Raw genomic sequence first — 19957 nt, forward strand, 5'->3', positions numbered from 1 at the left:
GTGATGGCACCAGGTTTACCGCGCCCCGTACGCCCCGAAGCGGCGCACGCGCCCGGTTCGCCAATGCGAGCGGTCTCCGGGTGAACTTGCCACGAGCACGGGCGACTTCGTGCTAAGGACGGCGCCGGGCCCGGACATCCCCAGGCCCCGGCGGCGCGGGGCGGGGGACCGGCCCGACCCGCCGGGCGCCGGGCGGCGGCCGTCGACGGCGTCACGCCGCTCCGGCGCCTGTCCATCGAAAGGATGACCCCGTCGAACAGGTCGCCGCCGGGTGACGGGGGGCACGCGGGCGTGCACGTCCGACCGGACGGGGACGCGGTGAGGGGGTGTTGCGGTGGGGCCGGGGTCAGACGGGGCGGACGGCGCGGGGCCCGGTCACGACGGCGCCGAGCGCGGTGACCCGGGCGCGCAGCCCGCGGTCCGCCGTGACGACCAGGCAGTTCCGTCCGGGGCGGGCGGTCAGGGCCGCCGCGACGAGGTCCACGATCAGGTCGTCACCGCTGCCGGTCGCGGCCTCGACCCGGACCTCCGGCGTCGCCGTGACGCCCCGGGCGGCGCCCTCGACGACGAGGAGCACCTCCAGCGGACCGGTCCGCGCCCACTCCGGCAGATCGGCCCGCTCGCCGCCGGGCAGCCCGCGGCCGGCGAGCGGCGCGAGCGCGTCCCGCAGCCGCTCGGCCGCACCGCGCCGGTCCCGCCACCAGCCGTCGGGCACCGAGCCCACGACGTTCGCCCCGTCCACCACGAGCAGCGGCAGACCCCGCGCGGCCTCGCCCGCGTCGCTCTCACCCATGGCGGGCCAGTCTGGCACGAAGCCGACGGAGCGGTCGGCGGGTGGGCGGACGCGGGGGAGAGCGGCCGCGGGACCGGGGGCAGCCCCCGGTCCCGCACTCGGTCCCGCGGCCGTTCCGTTCAGAGGTCCGGCAGGCACTCCTCGGCGAACTCGCCGCCGAACACGTGGTGCGCGTGCGTGAGCATCCGACGGCTGTACACGGGGTCCGCCGCGAGGACGGAGTAGCCGTCGCCCTCGATCGTCAACAGGCCGCAGGTGTCGGCCAGGTAGACGTCCAGGCCCGGGTACATCAGCTCGACGCACGGAATGTCGTCGACGTCGAGCGCGAACACCGGGTACTCGCCGTGGGCGTCGGCCACCCCGGTCGCCAGGACCCGGCGGGAGTCGGATCCGCCGGGCAGCAGGAAGCACTCGTCGAAGCGGTCCGAGACGGTGTCGAAGCAGGAGCCCCAGAGGTCGCCGAGTTCGTCCAGCGCCAGCTCGCCCAGCGACCGGGGCGTGAAGCGGCCGTCGCCGTCCAGCCAGCCGAACCGGCGCAGCAGTCCGGCGTCGAAGGACAGCCAGCGCCGCAGGCTCGGCGGCAGGGGCCGCCCGCTCGGGAAGACCGCCTCGGCCAGCAGGGCCGGCGGCAGCGGCTCGGGCTCGCCGGTCAGCCAGGGCCCGGCCCACGGACCGTAGTTGAGGATCGGCCGGTGCGGGCCGGCCTCGACGGAGGCGATGACGCGCTCGGTGAGCGCGACGCCGTGCGCGTCGGCCGGGGGGATCGGAGGGATCGGGGTGACGGGGTTCATCGGGCTCGGAGTCCTGTTCGCGGATCGCTCAACTGGTGCTCGGTCGCGCCGAATCTACGACCCGCCACTGACGACAGCCGTCCCCGGCGGCCGGACCCGGACGCGAGGGCCCGGCCATCGGGGCATGCCGTGGTGGTGCGGGGTCAGCCGGCCAGGCCGTGGGCCTTGGCCCAGGTGTGGGCGACGGTCTCCGGGTCCTGGTGGTCGGTGTCGACCTGGGAGTCGAGCTTGGTGAGATCCGCTGTGGTGAGCGCGGAGTTCAGCTTGGCCAGGGCGGCGGAGACCTGGTCGTCGGCCTTGTCGGCGCGGATCAGCGGGATGATGTGCTGGGCCGGGATGAGGTGCTTGGGGTCGCTCAGCACCACCCAGTTGTTGGTGGCGATGTCCGCGTCGGTGCTGAAGAGGTTGGCCACGTCGATGTCGCCGTTCTTCAGCGCGCCCTTGGTCAGCGGGCCGTCGGCGTCCAGGGCCTTGAAGCCCTTGAAGTCGACGCCGTAGACGGACTTCAGGCCCGCGAGGCCGACCTGTCGGGTCTTGTCCTCGGCAGGGCCTCCGAAGACCAACTGCCCGTTGTGGGCGGCCAGGTCGCTCAGGCTGCTCAGGCCGTACTTCTCCGCGGTCTGCTTGGTGACGGCGAAGACGTCGGCGTCCTCGGCGGTGGTGGGCGGCAGGATCTTCAGACCGCTGGGCAGCTTGGCCGCCAGGGCGGTCTGCACCTCGTCGGAGCTGCTCTGGGTGGCGTTCTGGTCGAAGTAGAGCAGCAGGCTTCCCTGGTACTCGGGCAGCAGGTCGATGTCGCCGTGCTGCAGAGCCGGGATGATGATCTCCCGGGAGCCCAGGTTGGCCTTGACGGTCACCTTGAGGCCGGCCTGCTTCAGCACCTCCGCGTAGAGGTTGCCGAGGATCTCGTTCTCGCTGTAGTTGGCGGTGCCGATGACGATGGAGCCGCCCTTGCCAGAGCCGGAACCCGAGCCGGAACCCGAGCCGGAATCGGAGCCGGCGAGGCTGGTGGTGCCGCCGCCGCAGGCGGCCACCAGGGGCAGGGCACAGAGGGAGAGCGCGCCGGTGACGAGGATTCTGCGGGAGAGGTGCATGGGGGTCTCCTGGAGCGTTGAGCAGGTGGGGGAACGGGGGAAGCGGGGGGTCAGTGGGTCGTCGTCGCGGTGCGGCGGGCGAAGACCAGCCGTTGCAGTCCGGCGAGCAGGAGGTCGATGGAGATGGCGAGCGCGGCGACCAGCACCGCGCCGCCGAGCACCTGCACCATGTCGCGCTGGGCCAGGCCGTCGAAGAGGTAGCGGCCGAGCCCGCCGAAGCTGATGTACGCGGCGATCGTGGCGGTGGCGACGACCTGGACGGCGGCGATCCGCAGCCCGGTCATGATCAGCGGAGCGGCGAGCGGGACCTCGACCTTCCACAGCACCTGGAGGCCGGTCATGCCCATACCGCGGGCGGCGTCCTTGATGTCGGCTTCGACGGCGGCCATGCCCGCGTAGGTGTTGGTGACGATGCCGGGGAGGGCCAGGGCCACCAGGGCGACGTACACGGGGGTCATGCTCAGCCCGCTGAGCAGGAACACCAGGATGACGACGCCGACGGTCGGGAGCGCGCGGCCGAAGCCGGAGAGGTTGATGGCGAGGAAGGCGCCGCGTCCGGTGTGGCCGATGAGCAGGCCCACCGGGAGCGCGATCAGTGCCGCGAGCACGGTGGAGAGCAGCGAGTACTGGAGGTGTTCCAGGAGGCGTGCGGTGATCCCGTCGGGGCCGGACCAGTGGGCGGGATCGCCGAACCAGCCGGCCAGCTGGTGGAGGAGTTCGAGCATGGTGCCGTCACGCTCCCTTTCCGGTCTGGGTGCGGGTCCAGGGCGTACAGAGGCGCTGGACGGCGACGAGGAGTGCGTCGGCGGCGAGGGCGAGCAGCAGGGTCAGGACCACGCCGGCCAGCACGGGGGTGGGGAAGTTCCGCTGGAAGCCGGTGATGAAGAGCTGCCCGAGGCCGCCGTAGCCGATGTAGCCGGCCACGCTGACCAGGGAGATGGTCATCACCGTGGCCACCCGGACCCCCGCCATGATCACCGGGAAGGCGAGCGGGAGTTCCACCGTCAGCAGGGTGCGCAGCCGCCCCGTGCCCATGGCGATGGCGGCCTCGCGGACGCGGGTGGGCACGCTGTCCAGCCCTTCCACGGTGTTGCGCAGCAGCACGACGAGCGTGTAGACGGTCAGGCCGATCACGGCGGTGGTCTTGGTGAGGCCGGTGAACGGCAGCAGCAGCACGAACAGGGCCAGCGAGGGCACCGTGAACAGCAGGTTGGAGAGGCCGAGCAGCAGTCCGCGCAGCGGGCGGACCCGGTGCGCGACCACGGCCAGCGGCAGCGCGAGCAGCAGCCCGAACAGGACGGCCGGCACCGTGGTGGACAGGTGGTCCAGGGTGAGCGACCAGAGCAGGTCGGTGTGGCTGGGGAACCACGACCAGTCGATCATCATGCGGCGCTCCCGGCGGGGACCGGTGCCCCCGTGGAGACGGCGGCGTGCCAGGCGCCGGCCCGGTCGTTGATGTCGCTCCGCGAGGAGACGCCCTTGAGGACGCCGGCGCCGTCCACCCGGGCCACCAGCCCGGCGGGGGAGGCGACCGCCTCGTTGAGCGCGGTCAGCAGCGAGTCGGCGTCGGTGACGCCTCGGGCCGGGGTGAGGGCGGCGCCGCCGACCGGCTCGTGGTCGGCGAGGGCGTCCAGAGCACCGGGGTCGGCCCAGCCCAGCGGCTCGCCCTTGGCGGAGACCACCAGCAGTGGGCCGTAGTGCCCGGTCGCGCGGCGGGCGGCCGCGCGGGTGTCGTCGGCGCGCACGGTGGTGATCGGCTGGTGGGGGACGTCGGCGACGGTGGTCAGCGACAGCAGCTTCAGTCCGCGCTCGTTGCCCAGGAAGTCGGCCACGAAATCGTCGGCGGGGCGGGCCAGCAGCTCGGCGGGCGCGGCGCACTGGACCAGGTGGCCGCCGGGGCGGAACACCGCGATGCGGTCGCCGAGCCGGACGGCCTCGTCGATGTCGTGGGTGACGAAGACGATGGTCTTGCGCAGGTCGCGCTGAAGTCGCAGCAACTCGTCCTGGAGCAGGGTCCGGACGACGGGGTCGACGGCGCCGAAGGGTTCGTCCATCAGCAGGACCGGCGGGTCCGCCGCGAGTGCGCGGGCGACCCCGACCCGCTGCTGCTGGCCACCCGACAGCTGGTGGGGGTAGCGCTTGCCGGCTTCGGGCGGCAGGCCGACGAGTTCGAGCAGCTCGGCCGCGCGGCTGCGGGCCTTGCTTCGGCCCCAGCCCAGCAGCAGCGGCACGGTGGCGATGTTGTCCAGCACCGTCCGGTGCGGGAAGAGCCCCGCCTGCTGGATCACGTAGCCGATGCCGCGCCGCAGCTCGGGGGCGGCGACGTCGTGGATGTCGCGGCCGTTGAGGTGGATCGTGCCGGAGGTGGGTTCGACCATCCGGTTGACCATGCGCAGCGTGGTGGTCTTGCCGCAGCCCGAGGATCCGACGAGGACGGTGATCTCACCCTCGGGGAACTCCTCGGTGAGATTGTGCACTGCGGTTGTCCCATTCGGGAAGCTCTTGTTGACCGCGGTGAATTTGATCATCATCAGCCCCTTGTCGATTCCGCATGTGATGATGCACAGTGCTCGGACGCTGAATAGAAGTCAACGGATTGCCCGAATCTTTTTCACGGCGTTAACCAACATCCGAGACGGGGTGTCCCGGAAGGGCGGGTTTTACCGGTGCTCAAATCTCAGAATGTGGACGCGGGGGTCACAGCCATGCTCCTTGACGGGCATAATCTCTCCCCTGCCGATGTGGTCGGATTGGCTGCCGGGGCGGCGCGGCCGGAAATCGACCCCGCCGCCCTCGACCGCATGGCGCGGTCCTGCCGGCTCGCGGGCGAGCTCGTGGCCACCGGGCGGGTCTACGGGCGCAGCACCGGCGTCGGGGCCAACCGCACGGTGGACGTCGCGGCCGACGACGAGCGGGCCCACGGACTGCGGCTGCTGCGCAGCCACGCCGGGGCGATCGGGGAGCCGCTGCCCGGGCGCGAGGTGCGGGCGATGCTGGCCGTCCGGACCAACCAGCTGCTGGCGGGCGGTGCCGGACTCCGGGCCGCGGTCGTGCAGGCCCTCGCCGAGGCGCTCGGCAGCGGCGCGTACCCCGTGGTCCACGAGTACGGCTCGGTCGGCACCGGTGACCTGGGGGCGCTCGCCCAGACCGGCCTCGCGTTGGCCGGGGAAGGCCGCTGGGAGGGCGGAACCCCGCCCGGGCGCCTCGACCTGGACAGCAACGACGCCCTGGCCCTGATCAGCAGCAACGCGCTGACGATCGGTCAGGCCTGCCTCGCGCTGGAGGAGTTGCGCGGCCTGATGGCCGCCGCCCAGGTGGTGGCCGCGCTCTCGCTGCTCGCCGTCGACGGCTCCCTCGAACCCTACGCGGAACCGGTGCACGTGGCCCGCCCGCACCCCGGAGCGGTGTCCTGCGCCGCCCGGATGCGACGACTGCTCGGCGCTCCCGCCCGCCCCCCGAGACCGACCGGCAGCCGGATCCAGGACCCGTACGGCTTCCGCTGCCTGCCGCAGATACACGGCCCCGCACTCGAAGCGGCCGACGCCCTGGAGCGGGTGCTGCTGGTCGAACTCAACGCCGCCGCCGAGAACCCGCTGATCAGCGTCGAGGACCAGGCGGCCTACCACCACGGCAACTTCTTCGCGGCCGACATCGGCTTCGCCCTCGACCACTTCCGCCTCGCCCTGCTGTCGACCGCGCGGCTGTCCACCGCCCGGCTGGCCGCCCTCGCCGAGCCGGGCCTCACCGGGCTCCGGCCGTTCCTGGCCGAGGGAGCCTCGGCGAGCTCCGGCATGATGATCCTGGAGTACGCCGCAGGGGCGGCCTTCGGCGAACTGCGCGCCCTCGCGGGGCCCGCCTCGCTCGGCCACACGGTGCTGTCGCGCGGCGTCGAGGAACTGGCCAGCTTCGCCTCCCTGGCGGCGCGCCAGACCCTGCGCTGTGCGGAGCGTTACCGACTGGTGCTGGGCTGCGAACTGGTCGCCGCCGTACGGGCGCTGCGCCAGCACGGCCTGACCCCGGACCCCGGGCTGCCGATCGGCCGCGCCTTCGCGCTCGCGGCCGAGGTGCTCGACCCGGACTGCGCGGACCGCCCGCTCACCGGGGACGTCGCTGCGGCGGCGAGGGTGTTGGACCTGTTCGCCGAGCTGTGAGTGCCGCGTTCCAGGCTGCGCCGGTCCTGGCCGCTCCGGTCCTGGCCGCTCCGGTCCGGGCCCTGGGCCTCGGGCCCCTGGGCGGGCAAGCCCGGGTCGGTCGAGGGAGATTCGAGATAGGTTCCACTGATGACCGTCCAAGAAGAAGCCGGCGCCGTCGGCCCCTCCGTCCGAGTGCTCCAGCTCTTCGAGGGCCGTCGCCTCACTCCTACGCAGCGCCGGATCGCCCACGCGCTGGTCCGCAACGCCGGCGAAGCGCCGTTCCTCAACAGCGTCGGGGTCGCCGAACTCGCGGGCGTCAGCCAGCCCTCGGTGACCCGCTTCGCGATCGCGCTCGGCTATGACGGCTACCCCGCGCTGCGCAGGCATCTGCGCGACCTCGGGGCCGGCGGCGAGAGCCCCGTACCGGAGCCGCGCGGTGCGACGCCCCGCAACCAGTACCAGCGAGCCGTCCTCGCCGAGATCGACCACCTGCGCCACCTCGCCGACCTGCTCTCCGATCCCGAACCGATCGCCCGGGCGGCGGCGCTGCTCGCGGCGTCCCGTCCACTGCCGGTGCTCGGCCTGCGCGCGTCCTCCCCGCAGGCGCACGGCTTCGCGTACTTCGCGGCCAAGTTGCACCCGGACATCCGGCTGCTGGACGCGGGCGGCAGTATGGTCGCCGACCGGATCGAGCAGGCCACCGCCGCCGGCGCCACCGCGCTGCTCTGCTTCGCGCTGCCCCGCTACCCGCGCGAGCTGATGGACGCGCTGACCGTCGCCCGGGACTGCGGCCTGACCGTCATCACCGTCGCCGACAGCGCGTTCGCGCCCGTGGCCGAGCTCTCCGACCTGCTGCTCCCGGCGGCCGTCGGCACCGATCTGGTCTTCGACACCGCGTGCGCGCCGATGCTGCTCGGGCGCGTACTGCTGCAGGCCATGTGTGACGAACTTCCCGGTGCGGAAGCCAGGTTGGAGGCAATCGAGCAGTCGGCGGCGGCCCGAGACCTCTTCCTGGAGTAGCCGGCCCCAGGATCGGCTGGCTGCTCTCCCCGGCGGCGGGCTACGTGAACGGCGCGGTCCTCACGGTCGACGGCGGGGTGACCGCCCTGGACCCCGGAACGGCGGCCTTCGGGCTGCGGATGGAGCCCCGCTCGGCCGGCTGACCGGCCCCGGTTGGTGCTCAGTGCGCCCAGTGCGCCCAGTTGCCTCCGGGGCCCGTCCGGCTCAGCCGGGCCAGCCGGACCAGGGCGACCGGGTGGTGCCCGGCCTTGCGGGGGGACGGGGAGAGCCGGACGGTGGCCTCGGCCGGGGCCGGGCCGTCCGTCGCCGGGACGGCGGTCGCACTCGGCGCGTGGTGACGTGCACTCATCTCCTGGGTTCCCTCCTGGTCGGGGAGCGGCTGCCCCGCTCACTCGCCAACGGCCACCAGGGAACCGGCCGCGACCGACCGGATCAATGCGGGTGACTACCTATCGGCTCCGGGGAACGCTGGGGGCCGACCGGCCGTCAACCGGGACCGCCCGGTCAGCCCGCCGCGTCCTCGGCGTCCGCCCGGGCCAGCGCCTGCGCCGTCCCGGCCCGGCTCGTGCCCAGCTTCTGCAGCACGTTCGCCACGTGGTGCTCCACCGTCCGCGGCGACAGGAAGAGCGCCTGGGCGATGTCCTGGTTCCCCGTCCCCTGCGCGAGCAGCTCCGCCACCTGCCGCTCGCGCGGCGACAGCCGCTTGCCGTAGCCCCGGCGCCCCGGCGAGCCGATCCCGCCGAGATCGAGGTCCCGGCGCAGCTTCCGGCACCGGGCCGTGTCGGTGGTGGCCCCCAGCTCCAGGTAGACCCGCTCGGCCGCGGCCATCTGCTCCGCCGCCCGGGCCCGGTCGTGCGCGGCCAGCGCGGCGGCGGCCCGCTCGTCGGCCCGCGCCGCCTCGTACGGCCGGCCGATGTCCTGCCAGCGGTCCCGGGCCCGGGTGAACGCCTCCGCCGCGGCCGGGTCGCCGTCCGCGTCCAGCAGCAGCCCCCGGGCGAGGTCCAGGGCCGCCGACACGGCCGGCGCGTCCCGGTCGGTGAGGGCGTCCGCCGCCTCCTCGGTGACCGCCCGGGCCTCGGCCCCGCCGCCCGTCGCCAGCAGCGTCTCGACGGCGACCGGCAGCAGGTCGGCGGTGCGCGCCCAGGCGTCGGCCTGCCGCGCCGCGGCCAGCGCCGGTCCGACCGTGCCGGCGGCCCCGGCGGTGTCGCCCTCCAGCAGCTGGAGGCCGCCGAGCCCGGCGGCCGCCCGCAGTGCGACGGTCACCTGCGACTCCCGCTGGCCGTACCGGGCGGCGATCTCGAACTCCTCCCGGGCCAGCGTCAGCCGGCCCCGCCCCGCCGCCAGCCGCCCGAACAGCAGCGAGCGCTCGGCGCCGGCCATCGCCAGGTCGTCGAACTCCGCGCCCAGCCGGTCGAACTGCGGCTCCACGCCGTCCCAGCGCCCGGCCAGCATGTCGAGCCGGATCAGCGCGAGCCGGCTGTAGCACTCCAGGTACGGGATGGCCGTCAGCCTGGCCAGCCGCCGGCTCTCCGCGAGCAGGTGCGCGGCCCGGCGGTCGTTGCCCAGCTCGATCGCGATCTCGCCCGTGTTGTACAGGGCCCGGGTGGTCTGCCGCATCACCTCGGGGCGCTCCGAGTCGCGCGGCAGCTCGTCCAGCCGGTCCCAGACCGCCGGATCGCCGTCCCGGGCCTGGAAGGTGAGCGAGGTGGCCCGCACCGCGGCGGCCACGTCCTCGTCCGGATGCGCGGCCAGCAGCCCCTCCGCCCGGGCGAGCCACTCCCCGGAGTGGCGGCCGGCGCCGTCGCGCTCGTCCATGGCGATCGCCACCATGGCCCGGGCCGCCCGCACGGGGCGCTCCTCCAACTCCTCCAGGGACTCCCGGATCCGGTCGAAGCCGGCCCGGTTGCCGCTGTGTATCGCCATCAGGAAGCCGAGCGCGAGCCGGATCTCGCCGCGGTCGGCGACCGGCAGCCGGGGGTCGGCGACCATGCCGCTCAGCACCTGCGCGCTGGCCGCCGGGTCGACGTCGTCGGCCGCCAGTCGGGCCAGCGCCAGGGCGGCCCGGCCGCGCCGGCGCGGGTCGAGGTCGGGCTCGTCGAGCAGGCTGCGCAGCATCCGGCGGGCGCCGCCCGCGTCGCCGAGCGCGACGGCCTGGTCGGCGGCGGCCTGGGCGAGGTCCTGCCAGGCCGGGCGGTCGCCCATGGCCAGGGTGTGCTCGGCGATCCGGGCGAGCGGCCGCGGCTCCCTGGTCTCCAGCGCGGCCACGGCCCGCCGGTGCAGGACCCGGCGGCGCGGGCCGGGGACGCGGTCGTGGGCGACCCGGCGGTCCGCCGGACGGCGGAAGGCGTACCGGTCGGGCGCGGTCTCCCGCAGGACGGCGGCGTGCAGCGCCTCGGTCAGACCGTCCGCGCCGGCCTCGGCGTCCAGTCCGGCGACGGCGGTCAGCAGCTCCTCGTCGGCGGGCACCCCGAGCACGGCGGCGGCGGCCACGACGGCGGCGCCGTGCTCGCCCAGCCGGGCGAGCCGCTCGGTCACCGCGTCGCGCAGGGCGCGCGGGAGCTCGGCGGCGGCGAGTTCGGCCACCGGGTCGGACGTCGGCCGGTCGCGGGCCTCCCGCTCGTACGGCGGCCTGTCGTACGTCGGCCGGTCACGGGTCGGCCGGTCGGGGGCGGCGGGAGGGCGTTCGGCCAGGGCCCGCAGGTCCTCCTCGACGGCCAGCGGCATGCCCTGGCTCCGCTCGTGCAGGACCCGGGTGAGCTCGGGGGTCGCCGCCGGTCCGAGTACCGCCCGGGCCAGCTCCTCGACCGCCGGCTCGTCCAGCGGACCGAGCCGCACGAGCCCGCCGCCCGCCGCCCGTCCACCGGCCCGGACGGGCGAGGGACGGAGGACGGCCCCGGGCGCGGGGGCGCCGGGCGGCAGGTCCTCCGGACGGTAGGTGACCACCAGGGCGAGTCGCGGCGGCAGCTCACGGGCCAGCCGGAGCAGCAGGTCGAGGGTCGCGTCGTCGGCCCACTGGAGGTCCTCGACCACCAGGACCGGGTCGTCGAGGGCCGCGAGCAGCGCCCGTACGCCCTGCGCGAGCAGCCGGCGCGCGGGCAGCAGTTCGCCGCCGTCCGGCGGTGCGGCCGGCAGCTGGGCGGCGAGGTCGGGCAGCACCAGGCGCAGCGCCCCGGTGCTGGGCGGCAGGTCGGCGGGCGGGGGCAGCAGGGCGGCGGCGTCCCGCAGCGCGTCCACCACCGGGCCGAACGGCTCCGGGTCGCGCAACGGGTGACAGCGGCCGAGGAGGACTGGGCGGCCCGACCCGCCCAGGGCCCGGACGGCCTCGGCGACCAGCCGGGACTTGCCGCTGCCCGCCTCACCCTCGACGAGCAGCACGGCCGGGGGCCGGGACAGGGCCTCGGTCAGCCGGGCCAGCTCACGGGCCCGTCCGACGAAGGCGGGTTCCGCCGGTTCCCCCTGCGGCGCGCTCGGCGGCAGCGACGGGGTCATCGGCGCCGCGCCCGGCCGCGTCCGGCACGGCGGCCGGCGCCCCGGCCTCGGGCGGATCCAGTCTCAGCGGGCATGCCCCATGATGCCCGCGCCGGGCCGGTCGGCGCCGGGCGGGCCGGCGGGCGCGGTGGCACTCAGACCGCCTGGGGGTACGCGGCCGGACCGTCGCCCACCGCGGGCCGACGCGGCAATCCGGTGGCCCGGACCACCCGCCCGGGTGCCTCGATCACCTCGCAGCCCGCCCGGGCGAGCCGCCGGACGGTCGCCGCCGCCGCGCGGTCGTCGAGCGCGAACACGAACGGCCCCGGGACCAGTACGACGTCCACCCAGCGCTGTTCCGCCGCCACCAGCAGGTTCTCCAGCGCCGGCAGCCGACCGCGGGTGCTCAGCCCGTGGTCGCTGTACACGTCCGGGAACGGCAGGGCGAGACGGTCGGCCAGGTGCTCCATCGCGGACCGCACGTAATCGGCCTCCCGCGCGTCGTAGGGGCGGCACCGCAGGTACATCGCGCACCGCCGCACCACCGGACGGGCCGGTTCATGGAGGTCGTGCATGCCGTTCACCTGGCTTTGCTCACTGTGACGGGCGGGGGAGGGCGGCACCGGGGCCGATGCCCAGCGGACTCCCGGAACAGTAGGGGGAACAATGGGGGCCACTACCCATTGCTGCGCCCCGGCCCCCTACGCCGAGCCCCCACCCCACGGCCGGGCCGCCCTCCCACCCGCCTCGGCCGCGCGCGGGCCGCTCACGTGGTGTGGTCGTGGTGGTCCAGGAGGCGGGTCAGCAGGTCGGTGAGGTGGGCGCGGTCGGCGGGGGTGAGGGGAGCCAGCAGAGCCTCCTGCGCCGCGTCGACGACGGTGTCGAGGCGGCGGAGGTGGGTGCGGCCCTCGGTGGTGACCGTGATGACGTTGCGGCGGCGGTCGGCCGGGTCGGGGGTGCGCTCGACCAGGCCGCGTTCGGCGAGTTCGTTGACGACCGCGACCATGTCGCTGCGGTAGATGCCGGTGCGCCGGCTGAGCTCGGACTGGCTGGCGGGGCCGCCCTCGGCGAGCGCGGTGAGGGCGGCGAAGTGCCACTTGCGGGCGCCCTCCGCGGCGAGTCCCTCGTTCACCAGGCGGTCGGCGTGCATCGCGTTGACGGCCAGGAGTCTGCTGGGCAGGCCGCGGACCCGGGGTGACGCGGCGCGGTCGGGCATGGCGCCGGGGGAGTCGGTGGTCGGCTCGTCGTGGTTCTTCACGTCCCGCAGTCTAGCGATTGTGTTAGTCGCCCTAACGGTATACGGTCGTCGACATCGAAACCGTTAGTGCGACTAACGGATACCTGCGGAGCGACGAGAGGACCCGTCCCGATGTTCACCGCCCACGTCATCGACTCCCACCTCGCCTACCTCGACACCGCGTCCGGCGCCGACAGCGCCGGACCGCCGGTGGTCTTCCTGCACGGCAACCCGACCTCCTCCCACCTCTGGCGCGACGTCGTCCCGGAGGTGGCCGGCCGGGCCCGGGTGCTCGCCCCGGACCTGATCGGGATGGGGGCCTCCGGCAAGCCGGACATCGACTACAGCTTCGACGACCAGGCCCGTTACCTGGACGCGTGGTTCGAGGAGCTCGGGCTCGACCGCGCCGTCCTGGTCGGTCACGACTGGGGCGGCGCGCTCGCCCTCGACCGGGCGGCCCGGCACCCCGGCAGTGTGGCCGGGGTCGTCCTGCTGGAGACCTTCCTCAAGCCGCTGGTGGGGGACGAGCTGCCGCCGGCGGCCCGGGCCCGCGCCGAGGCGTTCCGCACGCCCGGCATCGGTGAGGACCTCGTGCTGGAGCGGAACATCTTCATCGAGACCGCCTTCAAGGGCGGGGTGCTCAACCCGCTGGGCGAGGAGGACGTCCGGCCCTACCGCGAGCCGTTCCCGACGCCGCGCAGTCGGCGTCCGATGCTGGCCTGGTCGCGGATGACGCCGATCGACGGCGACCCGGCCGAGGTCGTCGCCCGCGTCGACGCGTACGGCGGGTGGCTGGCCGGCACTCCGGAGGTGCCCAAGCTGCTGCTGACCTTCGACTCCTCGCCGACCCTGCTCGTCGGGGAGGCCATGGTCGCCTGGGCGCGTGAGCACATCGCCGCGCTGACCGTCGAGCACTGCGGTCCGGCCGGGCACCACGCCCCGGAGGACCAGCCGGCGGCGATCGGCCGGGCGATCGCCGACTGGCTCGCGGTGCACGGGCTCGCCGATGGCAACGCGCTTGCGGCGCGGGCCGGTTGATCGAAGGCCGATCCCGCGCCACCCGGCACCCCGGGGCCGCCGACCGGCGGGCCCGGGGTACCGCTCAGCCCTCGGCCCAGCCGTGGTCCTTGGCGTGCTGCAGCATCGTGTTGCGCACCTTGAGCACCTGATCGCCGGTGAGCGACGGCGCGTGCTCCAGCAGCAGCTCCGTCACCTCCAGCAGGAACTCGGCGGAGGTGAGGACGTCGCACTCCACGTCGTCGCCGTCGACCGCGACCCGCGCGACGGGGACGGCCGGAGCGGCCGGGCGGGTGAGCGCGCCCTTGGGCAGCCGCACCGACGAGGCCTTCAGTCCGCGGTCACCCTCCTCCATCTCGAACTCGACCACCAGGCCCGAGTGCACCACCGACTCGGGCATCAGCATGTCGTTCACGTGCAGGAAGACGTCCTCCCCGCCGTGGTCGGGAGCGATGAACCCGTAACCCCGCACACTGTCGTACCGCACCACACGACCGGTGACCACAACACACCCCCAAGGACAACCCGGGCCCCCTGCCCGACACCTGAGGTAGAGGATAGAGGAACCGGGCGAGGACGGGCATCGTCACGGGCCCGACGCGGCTACCGGGGCACGGTCTGCCGCGGCTACCAGGGCACGGTCTCGCCCAGGTGGTCGACGAAGTGGAGGCCGCCCGCGCCGCGGTGGCTCTCGATGGTGGCGACCACGCCGGGCACGCTCTCCTCGACGCTCAGTTCGGCCTCCGGGCCGCCGAGTTCGGTGCGCACCCAGCCCGGGTCCATCAGCAGCATGGTCCGGCCGTCCTCGGCGTGCCGGGCGGCCTCGCAGCGCATCAGCTGGTTGAGCGCGGACTTGCTGGCGCGGTAGAGGTCCTGCCCGCCCCAGGTGTTCAGGGAGACGCTGCCCTGGCTGGAGGACATCACGCCGATGGTGCCGGTCGGCGCGACCAGCGGGCGGAGGGTCTCCACGACGCGCAGCGGGCTGAGCGCGTTGGTGACCATGACCTCGGTGAACATCTCCGTCGGCACCTCGCCGATGGGCAGGTCGCCACGGGTGATCGCGGCGTTGACGAAGAGCAGGTCGAGGGTGCGGCCGGCCAGCCGGTCGCGGAGCGCCGAGAGCTCGGCGGGGTCGGTCATCTCCAGCGACTCGACGGTCAGCCGGCCCTCGGCCTTGTCGAGCAGGTCGTGCAGGGCGGTGGGCCGGCTGCCGCGCACCGTGCCGATGACGTCCCAGTCGCGGCGGAGGTACTCGGCGGCGATCCCGAGACCGAGGGTCCGGGAGGCGCCGACGACGAGGGCGGTCCTGCGGGTGTCACGCATGGGTGGGGTGTCCTGTTCCTGGTGTTCATGGTGTTCATGGATCGGGAGCGGGACGCGGTCCCGGGGCGCCCGCATCGACGTGGCCGGCGGGCGCGATCACGGGGAAAGTCTCCGAGCTCCCCGAGCGGGGCGTCCAATACCCTTTCGGGCGCATTGATACCGTGCGGGCATGGATCTGGACCTGCGAAAGCTCCGGTACTTCGTCGCGGTGGCCGAGCACCGGCACTTCGGCCGGGCGGCCGAGGCGCTGTTCATCGCCCAACCCGTGCTCAGCCGCCAGATCCGCGCGTTCGAGCAGGAGTTGGGCTGCCCGCTGTTCACCCGGACGACGCGCAGCGTCGAGCTGACCCCCGCCGGGCGGCAGCTGTACGAGGAGGCGCGCGGGATCACCGCGACGGTGGCGGGCGCGGTGCGCCGCGTACGGGAGGCCGGCCGGCCCGGGCAGCGGCTCGTCGTCGGCTTCTCGGCCGGCCTGCACGTCGCGGAGGCGATCCGGGCCTTCACGGCGAGCCACCCGGAGGTGACGGTCGACGTCCTCCCGCTGCCGTGGCCGGAGCGGGACGCGCCGCTGCGGGAGGGCCGGGCGCACGTCGGGTTCCTCCGGCACCCGTTCGACGACACGGGGCTGCACACCGTCCCGGTCGGGCACGAGACCAAGGTCGCCTGCCTGCCGGCGAGCCACCCGCTGGCGGGCCGGCGCGCGCTCGTCATGGCCGACCTCGACGGCGAGCCGGTCCTCGACGGCCGGAAGCGGCGGACGGCCTCGCTGGACGAGAAGTTCGAGCTGATCGCCTCCGGCCAGGGCGTCGCGCTCCTGCCGCTCAGCATCAGCCGGCTGTACGCCCGCCCCGACCTGGTCTACCTGCCCGTCACCGACTTCCCGCCGGTCGGGACGTGCCTGGCGGCGCCGGAGAGCCACGGCCCGGGCCCGGTCGCGGACTTCCTGGAGATCGCCGCCGCCGTGCTCTGCCGGCCGGACGCCTGATCGGACCCGGTGCTCGACCCGGTGCCCGAGCCGGCGGGGCGGCTGGCCAGGGCGGCCGATCGGGACGGCCGATCGAGGACGCCGCCGAAAAACCGTGCGCGGACGGCCTGTTCGTCGTAGCATCGACGCCGGAACGCGCGAAAGCGCAGCCCGGTCGGTAGTCCGGGCGCTGTCGGCCGGAAGCCGACGGCCAGTATTTCCCTCCCAGGGTGTCCGGTGCGTTCCTCCCGCCGCGCGACCGCGCGCGGGACGCGACACCGCCGTGGGAGGACGCACCGTGCCGAACACCTTCTTCGCCCGACTGCCGGACGCCGCCCCGCCGCGCCGCGGCAGATAGCGGCGCGCCGCCCCTCCGGGCCCGCCTGCTGCCGGCTGCCACCCCGCCGCAGCACCGGGCGTCGCCCCGCGGCCCGTCGCGTACGCCCGGTGGGCCCGGGCCGGACACCGGAGCGTCCAACGGCGGATGCTTCGTGGAATGACAAGTGACTGTTCGTCAGTTGACGTGTGTGGGACCCGGATCGCTCGTGCGCGATCCGGCGACGACCCACCCGAGAACGATCAGGAGACCACTGTGCGCATACTCTTCACCGGCCCGGCCGCGTCGAGCCACCTGTTCCCGATGGTGCCGACCGCCCAGGCCCTGCGGGCCGCCGGGCACGAGGTGCTGTTCGCCAGCCCGCGCCCGTTCGACCAGATTCGGCAGGCCGGGTTCCCGATCGTCGAGATCGGCGACGGACGGCCCGTGCGGGAGGCCTTCGAGGAGGTCGCCGGCACCCGGGCGACCTACGCCCAGCCGGACCTGACCCAGGACGAGATCATCGAGATGGCCGCGGCGGCCTTCTCCCTCGCCTCGCGCTCCACCACGGACGACCTGCTGGCCGTGGCCGAGGGCTGGGGCACCGACCTCCTCGTCCACGACTGCTGCCTGGCCTCCGCCCAGTTGGTCGCGGCCAAGCTCGGAATCCCCGCCGCGCTGCAGAACTTCGGCCTCAGCTCCGGCCTCGACATGGCCGCCCGGATGGCCGTCCACTTCGCCGACGTCTACGAGAAGCACGACGTGGCCGGACCGGCCGAGACCACCCCGCTGAACATCGTCCCGGCCTCGCTCGGCGGTGACCAGGGCGGCGTGCGGATGCGGTACGTCCCGTACAACGGCGGCGGGGTGGTCCCCGCCGAGCTGCTGCACCGGGGCCACCGGCCGCGGGTCGTCGTGACCCTGGGCACGGTGCTCACCGGGACCGACGGCGTGGGCGCCATCACCCCGCTGATCGAGTCCGCCGGTGAGGTCGACGCCGAGTTCCTGCTCGCCGTCGGCGACGCGGACCTCGGCCACCTGGGCACCCTGCCGGAGAACGTCCGCCCGCTGCCCTGGGTGCCGCTCGCGGAGCTGCTGAGGGTGTGCGACGCGGTGGTGCACCACGGCGGCTCCGGCAGCGCGCTCACCGGACTGCAGGCCGGCGTGCCCCAGCTGCTGCTGCCCCAGGGCGCCGACAACTTCGCGGTGGCCGACGCCCTGACCGCCGCGGGGGCGGCGCTGCGGTCCTCCTCCGCGGACGTCGACGCGGCGCTGCTCACCCGGCTCGTCGCCGACCCCGCGCTGCGCGAGGGCGCCGCCCGGCTGCGCGCCGAGAACGACGCCCTGCCGACCCCGGCGGCCGTCGTCCCCGACATCGAGGCCCTCGTCGCCGCGCACCGCTGAGCCCAAGCACCGCTGACCGCAAGCACCGCCGACCGCAAGCACCGCCGGCCGGACACAACCACCCACGGTTCGTCCCCACCCCGCCGCCGCCACCCCGGCGTGGGGCGGCGGGGTGGACCTGCGTGCCACCCGACGCGAAAGGACGTGGACGCACGGTGAGTTGACGATCATTCGGATCTTTCGAAAACCGGCGGCGTGTTGTTCGGGGTACCCCTGCACGGGACGCGCGCGGTCGCCTATCCTCCATGCTCACGGTGAGGTACGGCCTCGCCGCACGGCTGGGGGGTCGCAGTGGTTCTGCACGGGCGTGCAGCGGTTTTCGAGACGGTCGTACCTTCACTCGTCGGCCTGGAAGTGAGCGGCGAGGCACCGCGCCTCAGGACGAGGCGCCTGCCCGTCCCGAACGGCACCCCGCTGCTGATCGCCTGCTCGGGCGGGCGGCTCAGCGGCCGGACCGCCCTCCTGGAGGCCCTGGACGCGCGGTACGCGGCGTACCTGCCCCGGGCGCTGGCGGACCTCGGCCGCGCCGACTTCGGCCGCCCGGAGCTCGCCCTCGCCGCCGACGACGAGAACCCCGCCCGGCGCAACGCCTCGCACGCCTCGGACCTGCTCTTCCACCTGCGCCACGAGCTGAGCCGCCGGGCGAAGGAGTTCGGCAAGGGCATCGCCTTCCCCCGGCTCACCCAGGGCCTGCTCGCGGTCACCGGCTGGCAGTCCCCGGGCGCCGGCGAACTGGACGCGGCCGCCCGGCGCCTGGAGAGCCTGCTCCGGGAGAGTCTGCCCGCGGGCCGGGAGCGCCAGGACCGGGTGACCCGGTGGACCAGGGAGGCCGAAGCGGGGCGGGGCGCCGCGCCGGGGCCGGGGGCCGGGGCGAACGAACTGGTCGCGCGGCTCGTCGACGTCGTCGGCCCGGACCTGCTCGGCCCCCTCGCGCACAACCACGGCCTGCGCTGGTGGGCCGCCCGGCCCCTCACCGGCCAGGACGACGCGCACGTCCGGCTGACCGAACTCGCCCGGCTCTTCCGCGGCGACCCCGACGACCGGGAGGTCGCCGAGGGCCATCTGATGGCGGCCCTGCTGGCGGACATCGACGCCCACTACACCCTGACGCGCCGGCTGAACCGGCTGCCGCGCCCCCTGCTGCTGCTCGACAACGCCCACACCCCGCTGGGCGGGCCGGTGCTGCGGACGCTGGCGCGGGTCTGGCACGAGGAGCCGGACGGGCGGCGGCCCGGCGTGGTCACCACGCTCCTGGCCGAGGAGTCGCCCGCCGCCGACCCCGAGAGTGTCGCGCCGTCGACCCGCCGCGCCGCGGGCCCGTTCTGGCGGCCGGGCCCGCCGGCGACGGCGGCCGGCTGGATCCTCCGGCTGCCGCTGTCCCGGCTCGACCTGGGCGAGGTCAACCGGATGTTCGGCACGGAGCACCCGCCGCCCGGCACCGCCCGGGTGATCCACCGGCTCAGCGCCGGCCGGGCCGGGATCGCCCACGCCCTGGTGCAGGCCGGGAGGCTGGCCCTGCTCCAGGGCGACAACGCCGACCCACGCTTCCTGCTCGACCTCCCGGCCCACGACGCGCCCGGCACGGCCGTCCACGAGCGGCTGCTCCGGGTCCTGGTCCCCGACAGCCTCAACCTGGACCGCCTCGCCCACTTCTCCCCGGCCCTCGACGACGAGGCCGCCGACCTGCTCGGCGAGAACTACCCGCCCGGCGACCCCGGCACGCTGGGCGTCCAGGAGGTCAAGCGGCTGCTCGAACGCAACCACTGGGGCGGCGGCGGTGGCGGAGCGGGCCAGGGCTTCGACGGGCCGTTCGTGAAGGACCCGACCCTGCGCGCGCTGCTCGGCCACCACCTGGCCGTCCGGCTCGGCCGGGAGGCCGACATGCGGACCTGGCGCCACCTCCACGGGACGCTGCGCGCGCGGTACGCGCCGGACGCCACCGGGCTGCCCGACCAGGCCCTGCACCACGCCCTCGCCGTGCTCGACACCGGAGCCGTGGTCCGCACCCTCCACCAGCGGCTGGCCCAGCGGAGCGCCGCCGACTGGCTCGCCTCGGTGAACCTGGTCTGCACGGCGCCGCACCCGCCGCGGCCCCTGCCGTCCGCCGCCGGGCCGAACGAGCCCTGCCCGGCCTGCGAGGGCGGCAACGACCCGGTGCACCGGGCGGTCGACCTCCTGGTGCGCAACCTGTGGGTGCAGTCGCACCCGCTCGCGGTGCCCGCCCGGGAGCCGATCGACGCCGTCCGCCTGCAGCTGCTCACCCTCGCCCAGCACACCGGGGCCGCCGACCAGGCGGTGTTCTTCCGGGCACACGAGACCTGGCCCGACCTCCTGCGGGACCGCTGGTACCAGGCTCCCCACCTTCCGATCCGAGGAGACTCCCGACCGTGAAACTGC

Annotated in this window: 18 protein-coding genes and 1 pseudogene; 7 read left to right on the forward strand and 12 right to left on the reverse strand. The window is 74.9% G+C overall.

Annotated features, from left to right (window positions below; translation table 11 throughout):
• Positions 1-346: 346 nt before the first annotated feature.
• The 6 genes from ACFP3U_RS12885 to ACFP3U_RS12910 form a co-directional block, all read right to left on the reverse strand.
• Positions 347-793 carry a PIN domain-containing protein gene (locus tag ACFP3U_RS12885; RefSeq protein WP_380225581.1) on the reverse strand — a complete coding sequence of 149 codons (447 nt, stop codon included), beginning with the start codon at positions 791-793 and terminating at the stop codon, positions 347-349.
• Positions 794-912: 119 nt separating this feature from the next.
• Complete coding sequence (locus tag ACFP3U_RS12890; RefSeq protein ID WP_380225582.1) at positions 913-1584, reverse strand: hypothetical protein; 672 nt, start codon at positions 1582-1584, stop codon at positions 913-915.
• 143 nt (positions 1585-1727) lie between these two features.
• Entirely contained in the window at positions 1728-2678 is a 951-nt protein-coding gene (locus tag ACFP3U_RS12895) for an ABC transporter substrate-binding protein (RefSeq protein ID WP_380225583.1), read from the reverse strand.
• 50 nt (positions 2679-2728) lie between these two features.
• Entirely contained in the window at positions 2729-3403 is a 675-nt protein-coding gene (locus ACFP3U_RS12900) for an ABC transporter permease (protein WP_380225584.1), read from the reverse strand.
• A 7-nt stretch (positions 3404-3410) separates the two neighbouring features.
• On the reverse strand, positions 3411-4064 hold the full coding sequence (locus tag ACFP3U_RS12905; RefSeq protein ID WP_380225585.1) for an ABC transporter permease: 654 nt from the start codon (positions 4062-4064) through the stop codon (positions 3411-3413).
• Positions 4061-5206 (reverse strand): ABC transporter ATP-binding protein, encoded by a 1146-nt coding sequence (locus ACFP3U_RS12910; RefSeq protein WP_380225679.1) that lies wholly within the window; start codon positions 5204-5206, stop codon positions 4061-4063. The genes ACFP3U_RS12905 and ACFP3U_RS12910 overlap by 4 nt, the downstream gene beginning before the upstream one ends.
• Before the next feature lie 177 nt (positions 5207-5383).
• Here ACFP3U_RS12910 and ACFP3U_RS12915 point away from each other — a divergent pair, with 177 nt between their 5' ends.
• The 3 genes and pseudogenes from ACFP3U_RS12915 to ACFP3U_RS12925 all read left to right on the forward strand — a co-directional run.
• Positions 5384-6829 carry an aromatic amino acid ammonia-lyase gene (locus ACFP3U_RS12915; RefSeq protein WP_380225586.1) on the forward strand — a complete coding sequence of 482 codons (1446 nt, stop codon included), beginning with the start codon at positions 5384-5386 and terminating at the stop codon, positions 6827-6829.
• Between the two features lie 129 nt (positions 6830-6958).
• The gene (locus ACFP3U_RS12920; protein ID WP_380225587.1) at positions 6959-7831 is read left to right on the forward strand and encodes a MurR/RpiR family transcriptional regulator; all 873 of its coding nucleotides are present in this window, start codon (positions 6959-6961) and stop codon (positions 7829-7831) included.
• 8 nt (positions 7832-7839) lie between these two features.
• Positions 7840-7974 (forward strand): annotated as a pseudogene (locus ACFP3U_RS12925) (dehydrogenase); the annotation flags it as partial.
• 17 nt (positions 7975-7991) lie between these two features.
• Here the strand turns inward: ACFP3U_RS12925 and ACFP3U_RS12930 are convergent.
• From ACFP3U_RS12930 to ACFP3U_RS12945, 4 genes are all read right to left on the reverse strand, one after another.
• On the reverse strand, positions 7992-8180 hold the full coding sequence (locus tag ACFP3U_RS12930; protein ID WP_380225588.1) for a hypothetical protein: 189 nt from the start codon (positions 8178-8180) through the stop codon (positions 7992-7994).
• A 155-nt stretch (positions 8181-8335) separates the two neighbouring features.
• Entirely contained in the window at positions 8336-11320 is a 2985-nt protein-coding gene (locus ACFP3U_RS12935; RefSeq protein ID WP_380225589.1) for an ATP-binding protein, read from the reverse strand.
• A gap of 134 nt (positions 11321-11454) precedes the next feature.
• Positions 11455-11874 (reverse strand): serine integrase family protein, encoded by a 420-nt coding sequence (locus tag ACFP3U_RS12940; RefSeq protein WP_380225590.1) that lies wholly within the window; start codon positions 11872-11874, stop codon positions 11455-11457.
• A 191-nt stretch (positions 11875-12065) separates the two neighbouring features.
• Positions 12066-12515: a MarR family winged helix-turn-helix transcriptional regulator gene (locus ACFP3U_RS12945; protein WP_380225681.1), complete on the reverse strand. Its 450-nt coding sequence runs from the start codon at positions 12513-12515 to the stop codon at positions 12066-12068.
• 153 nt (positions 12516-12668) lie between these two features.
• Between ACFP3U_RS12945 and ACFP3U_RS12950 the strand changes: the two genes are divergently transcribed.
• Positions 12669-13574: a haloalkane dehalogenase gene (locus ACFP3U_RS12950; RefSeq protein WP_380225591.1), complete on the forward strand. Its 906-nt coding sequence runs from the start codon at positions 12669-12671 to the stop codon at positions 13572-13574.
• Positions 13575-13638: 64 nt separating this feature from the next.
• Here ACFP3U_RS12950 and ACFP3U_RS12955 read toward each other — a convergent pair whose 3' ends face one another.
• Both ACFP3U_RS12955 and ACFP3U_RS12960 read right to left on the reverse strand, forming a co-directional pair.
• A complete protein-coding gene (locus ACFP3U_RS12955; RefSeq protein ID WP_380225592.1) occupies positions 13639-14058 on the reverse strand; it encodes a cold-shock protein in 420 nt (139 codons plus the stop codon).
• Between the two features lie 122 nt (positions 14059-14180).
• Positions 14181-14876 (reverse strand): SDR family NAD(P)-dependent oxidoreductase, encoded by a 696-nt coding sequence (locus ACFP3U_RS12960; protein WP_380225593.1) that lies wholly within the window; start codon positions 14874-14876, stop codon positions 14181-14183.
• Between the two features lie 169 nt (positions 14877-15045).
• Between ACFP3U_RS12960 and ACFP3U_RS12965 the strand changes: the two genes are divergently transcribed.
• From ACFP3U_RS12965 to ACFP3U_RS12975, 3 genes are all read left to right on the forward strand, one after another.
• A complete protein-coding gene (locus ACFP3U_RS12965; protein ID WP_380225594.1) occupies positions 15046-15861 on the forward strand; it encodes a LysR family transcriptional regulator in 816 nt (271 codons plus the stop codon).
• Between the two features lie 571 nt (positions 15862-16432).
• Positions 16433-17560, forward strand: a complete 1128-nt coding sequence (locus tag ACFP3U_RS12970; RefSeq protein ID WP_380225595.1) for a nucleotide disphospho-sugar-binding domain-containing protein — start codon at positions 16433-16435, stop codon at positions 17558-17560.
• Between the two features lie 354 nt (positions 17561-17914).
• Complete coding sequence (locus tag ACFP3U_RS12975; protein ID WP_380225596.1) at positions 17915-19951, forward strand: hypothetical protein; 2037 nt, start codon at positions 17915-17917, stop codon at positions 19949-19951.
• The last annotated feature ends 6 nt before the right edge of the window (positions 19952-19957 follow it).

Origin of the sequence: Kitasatospora misakiensis (assembly GCF_042656005.1) — a bacterium.
Classification (GTDB): Bacteria; Actinomycetota; Actinomycetes; order Streptomycetales; family Streptomycetaceae; genus Kitasatospora; species Kitasatospora misakiensis.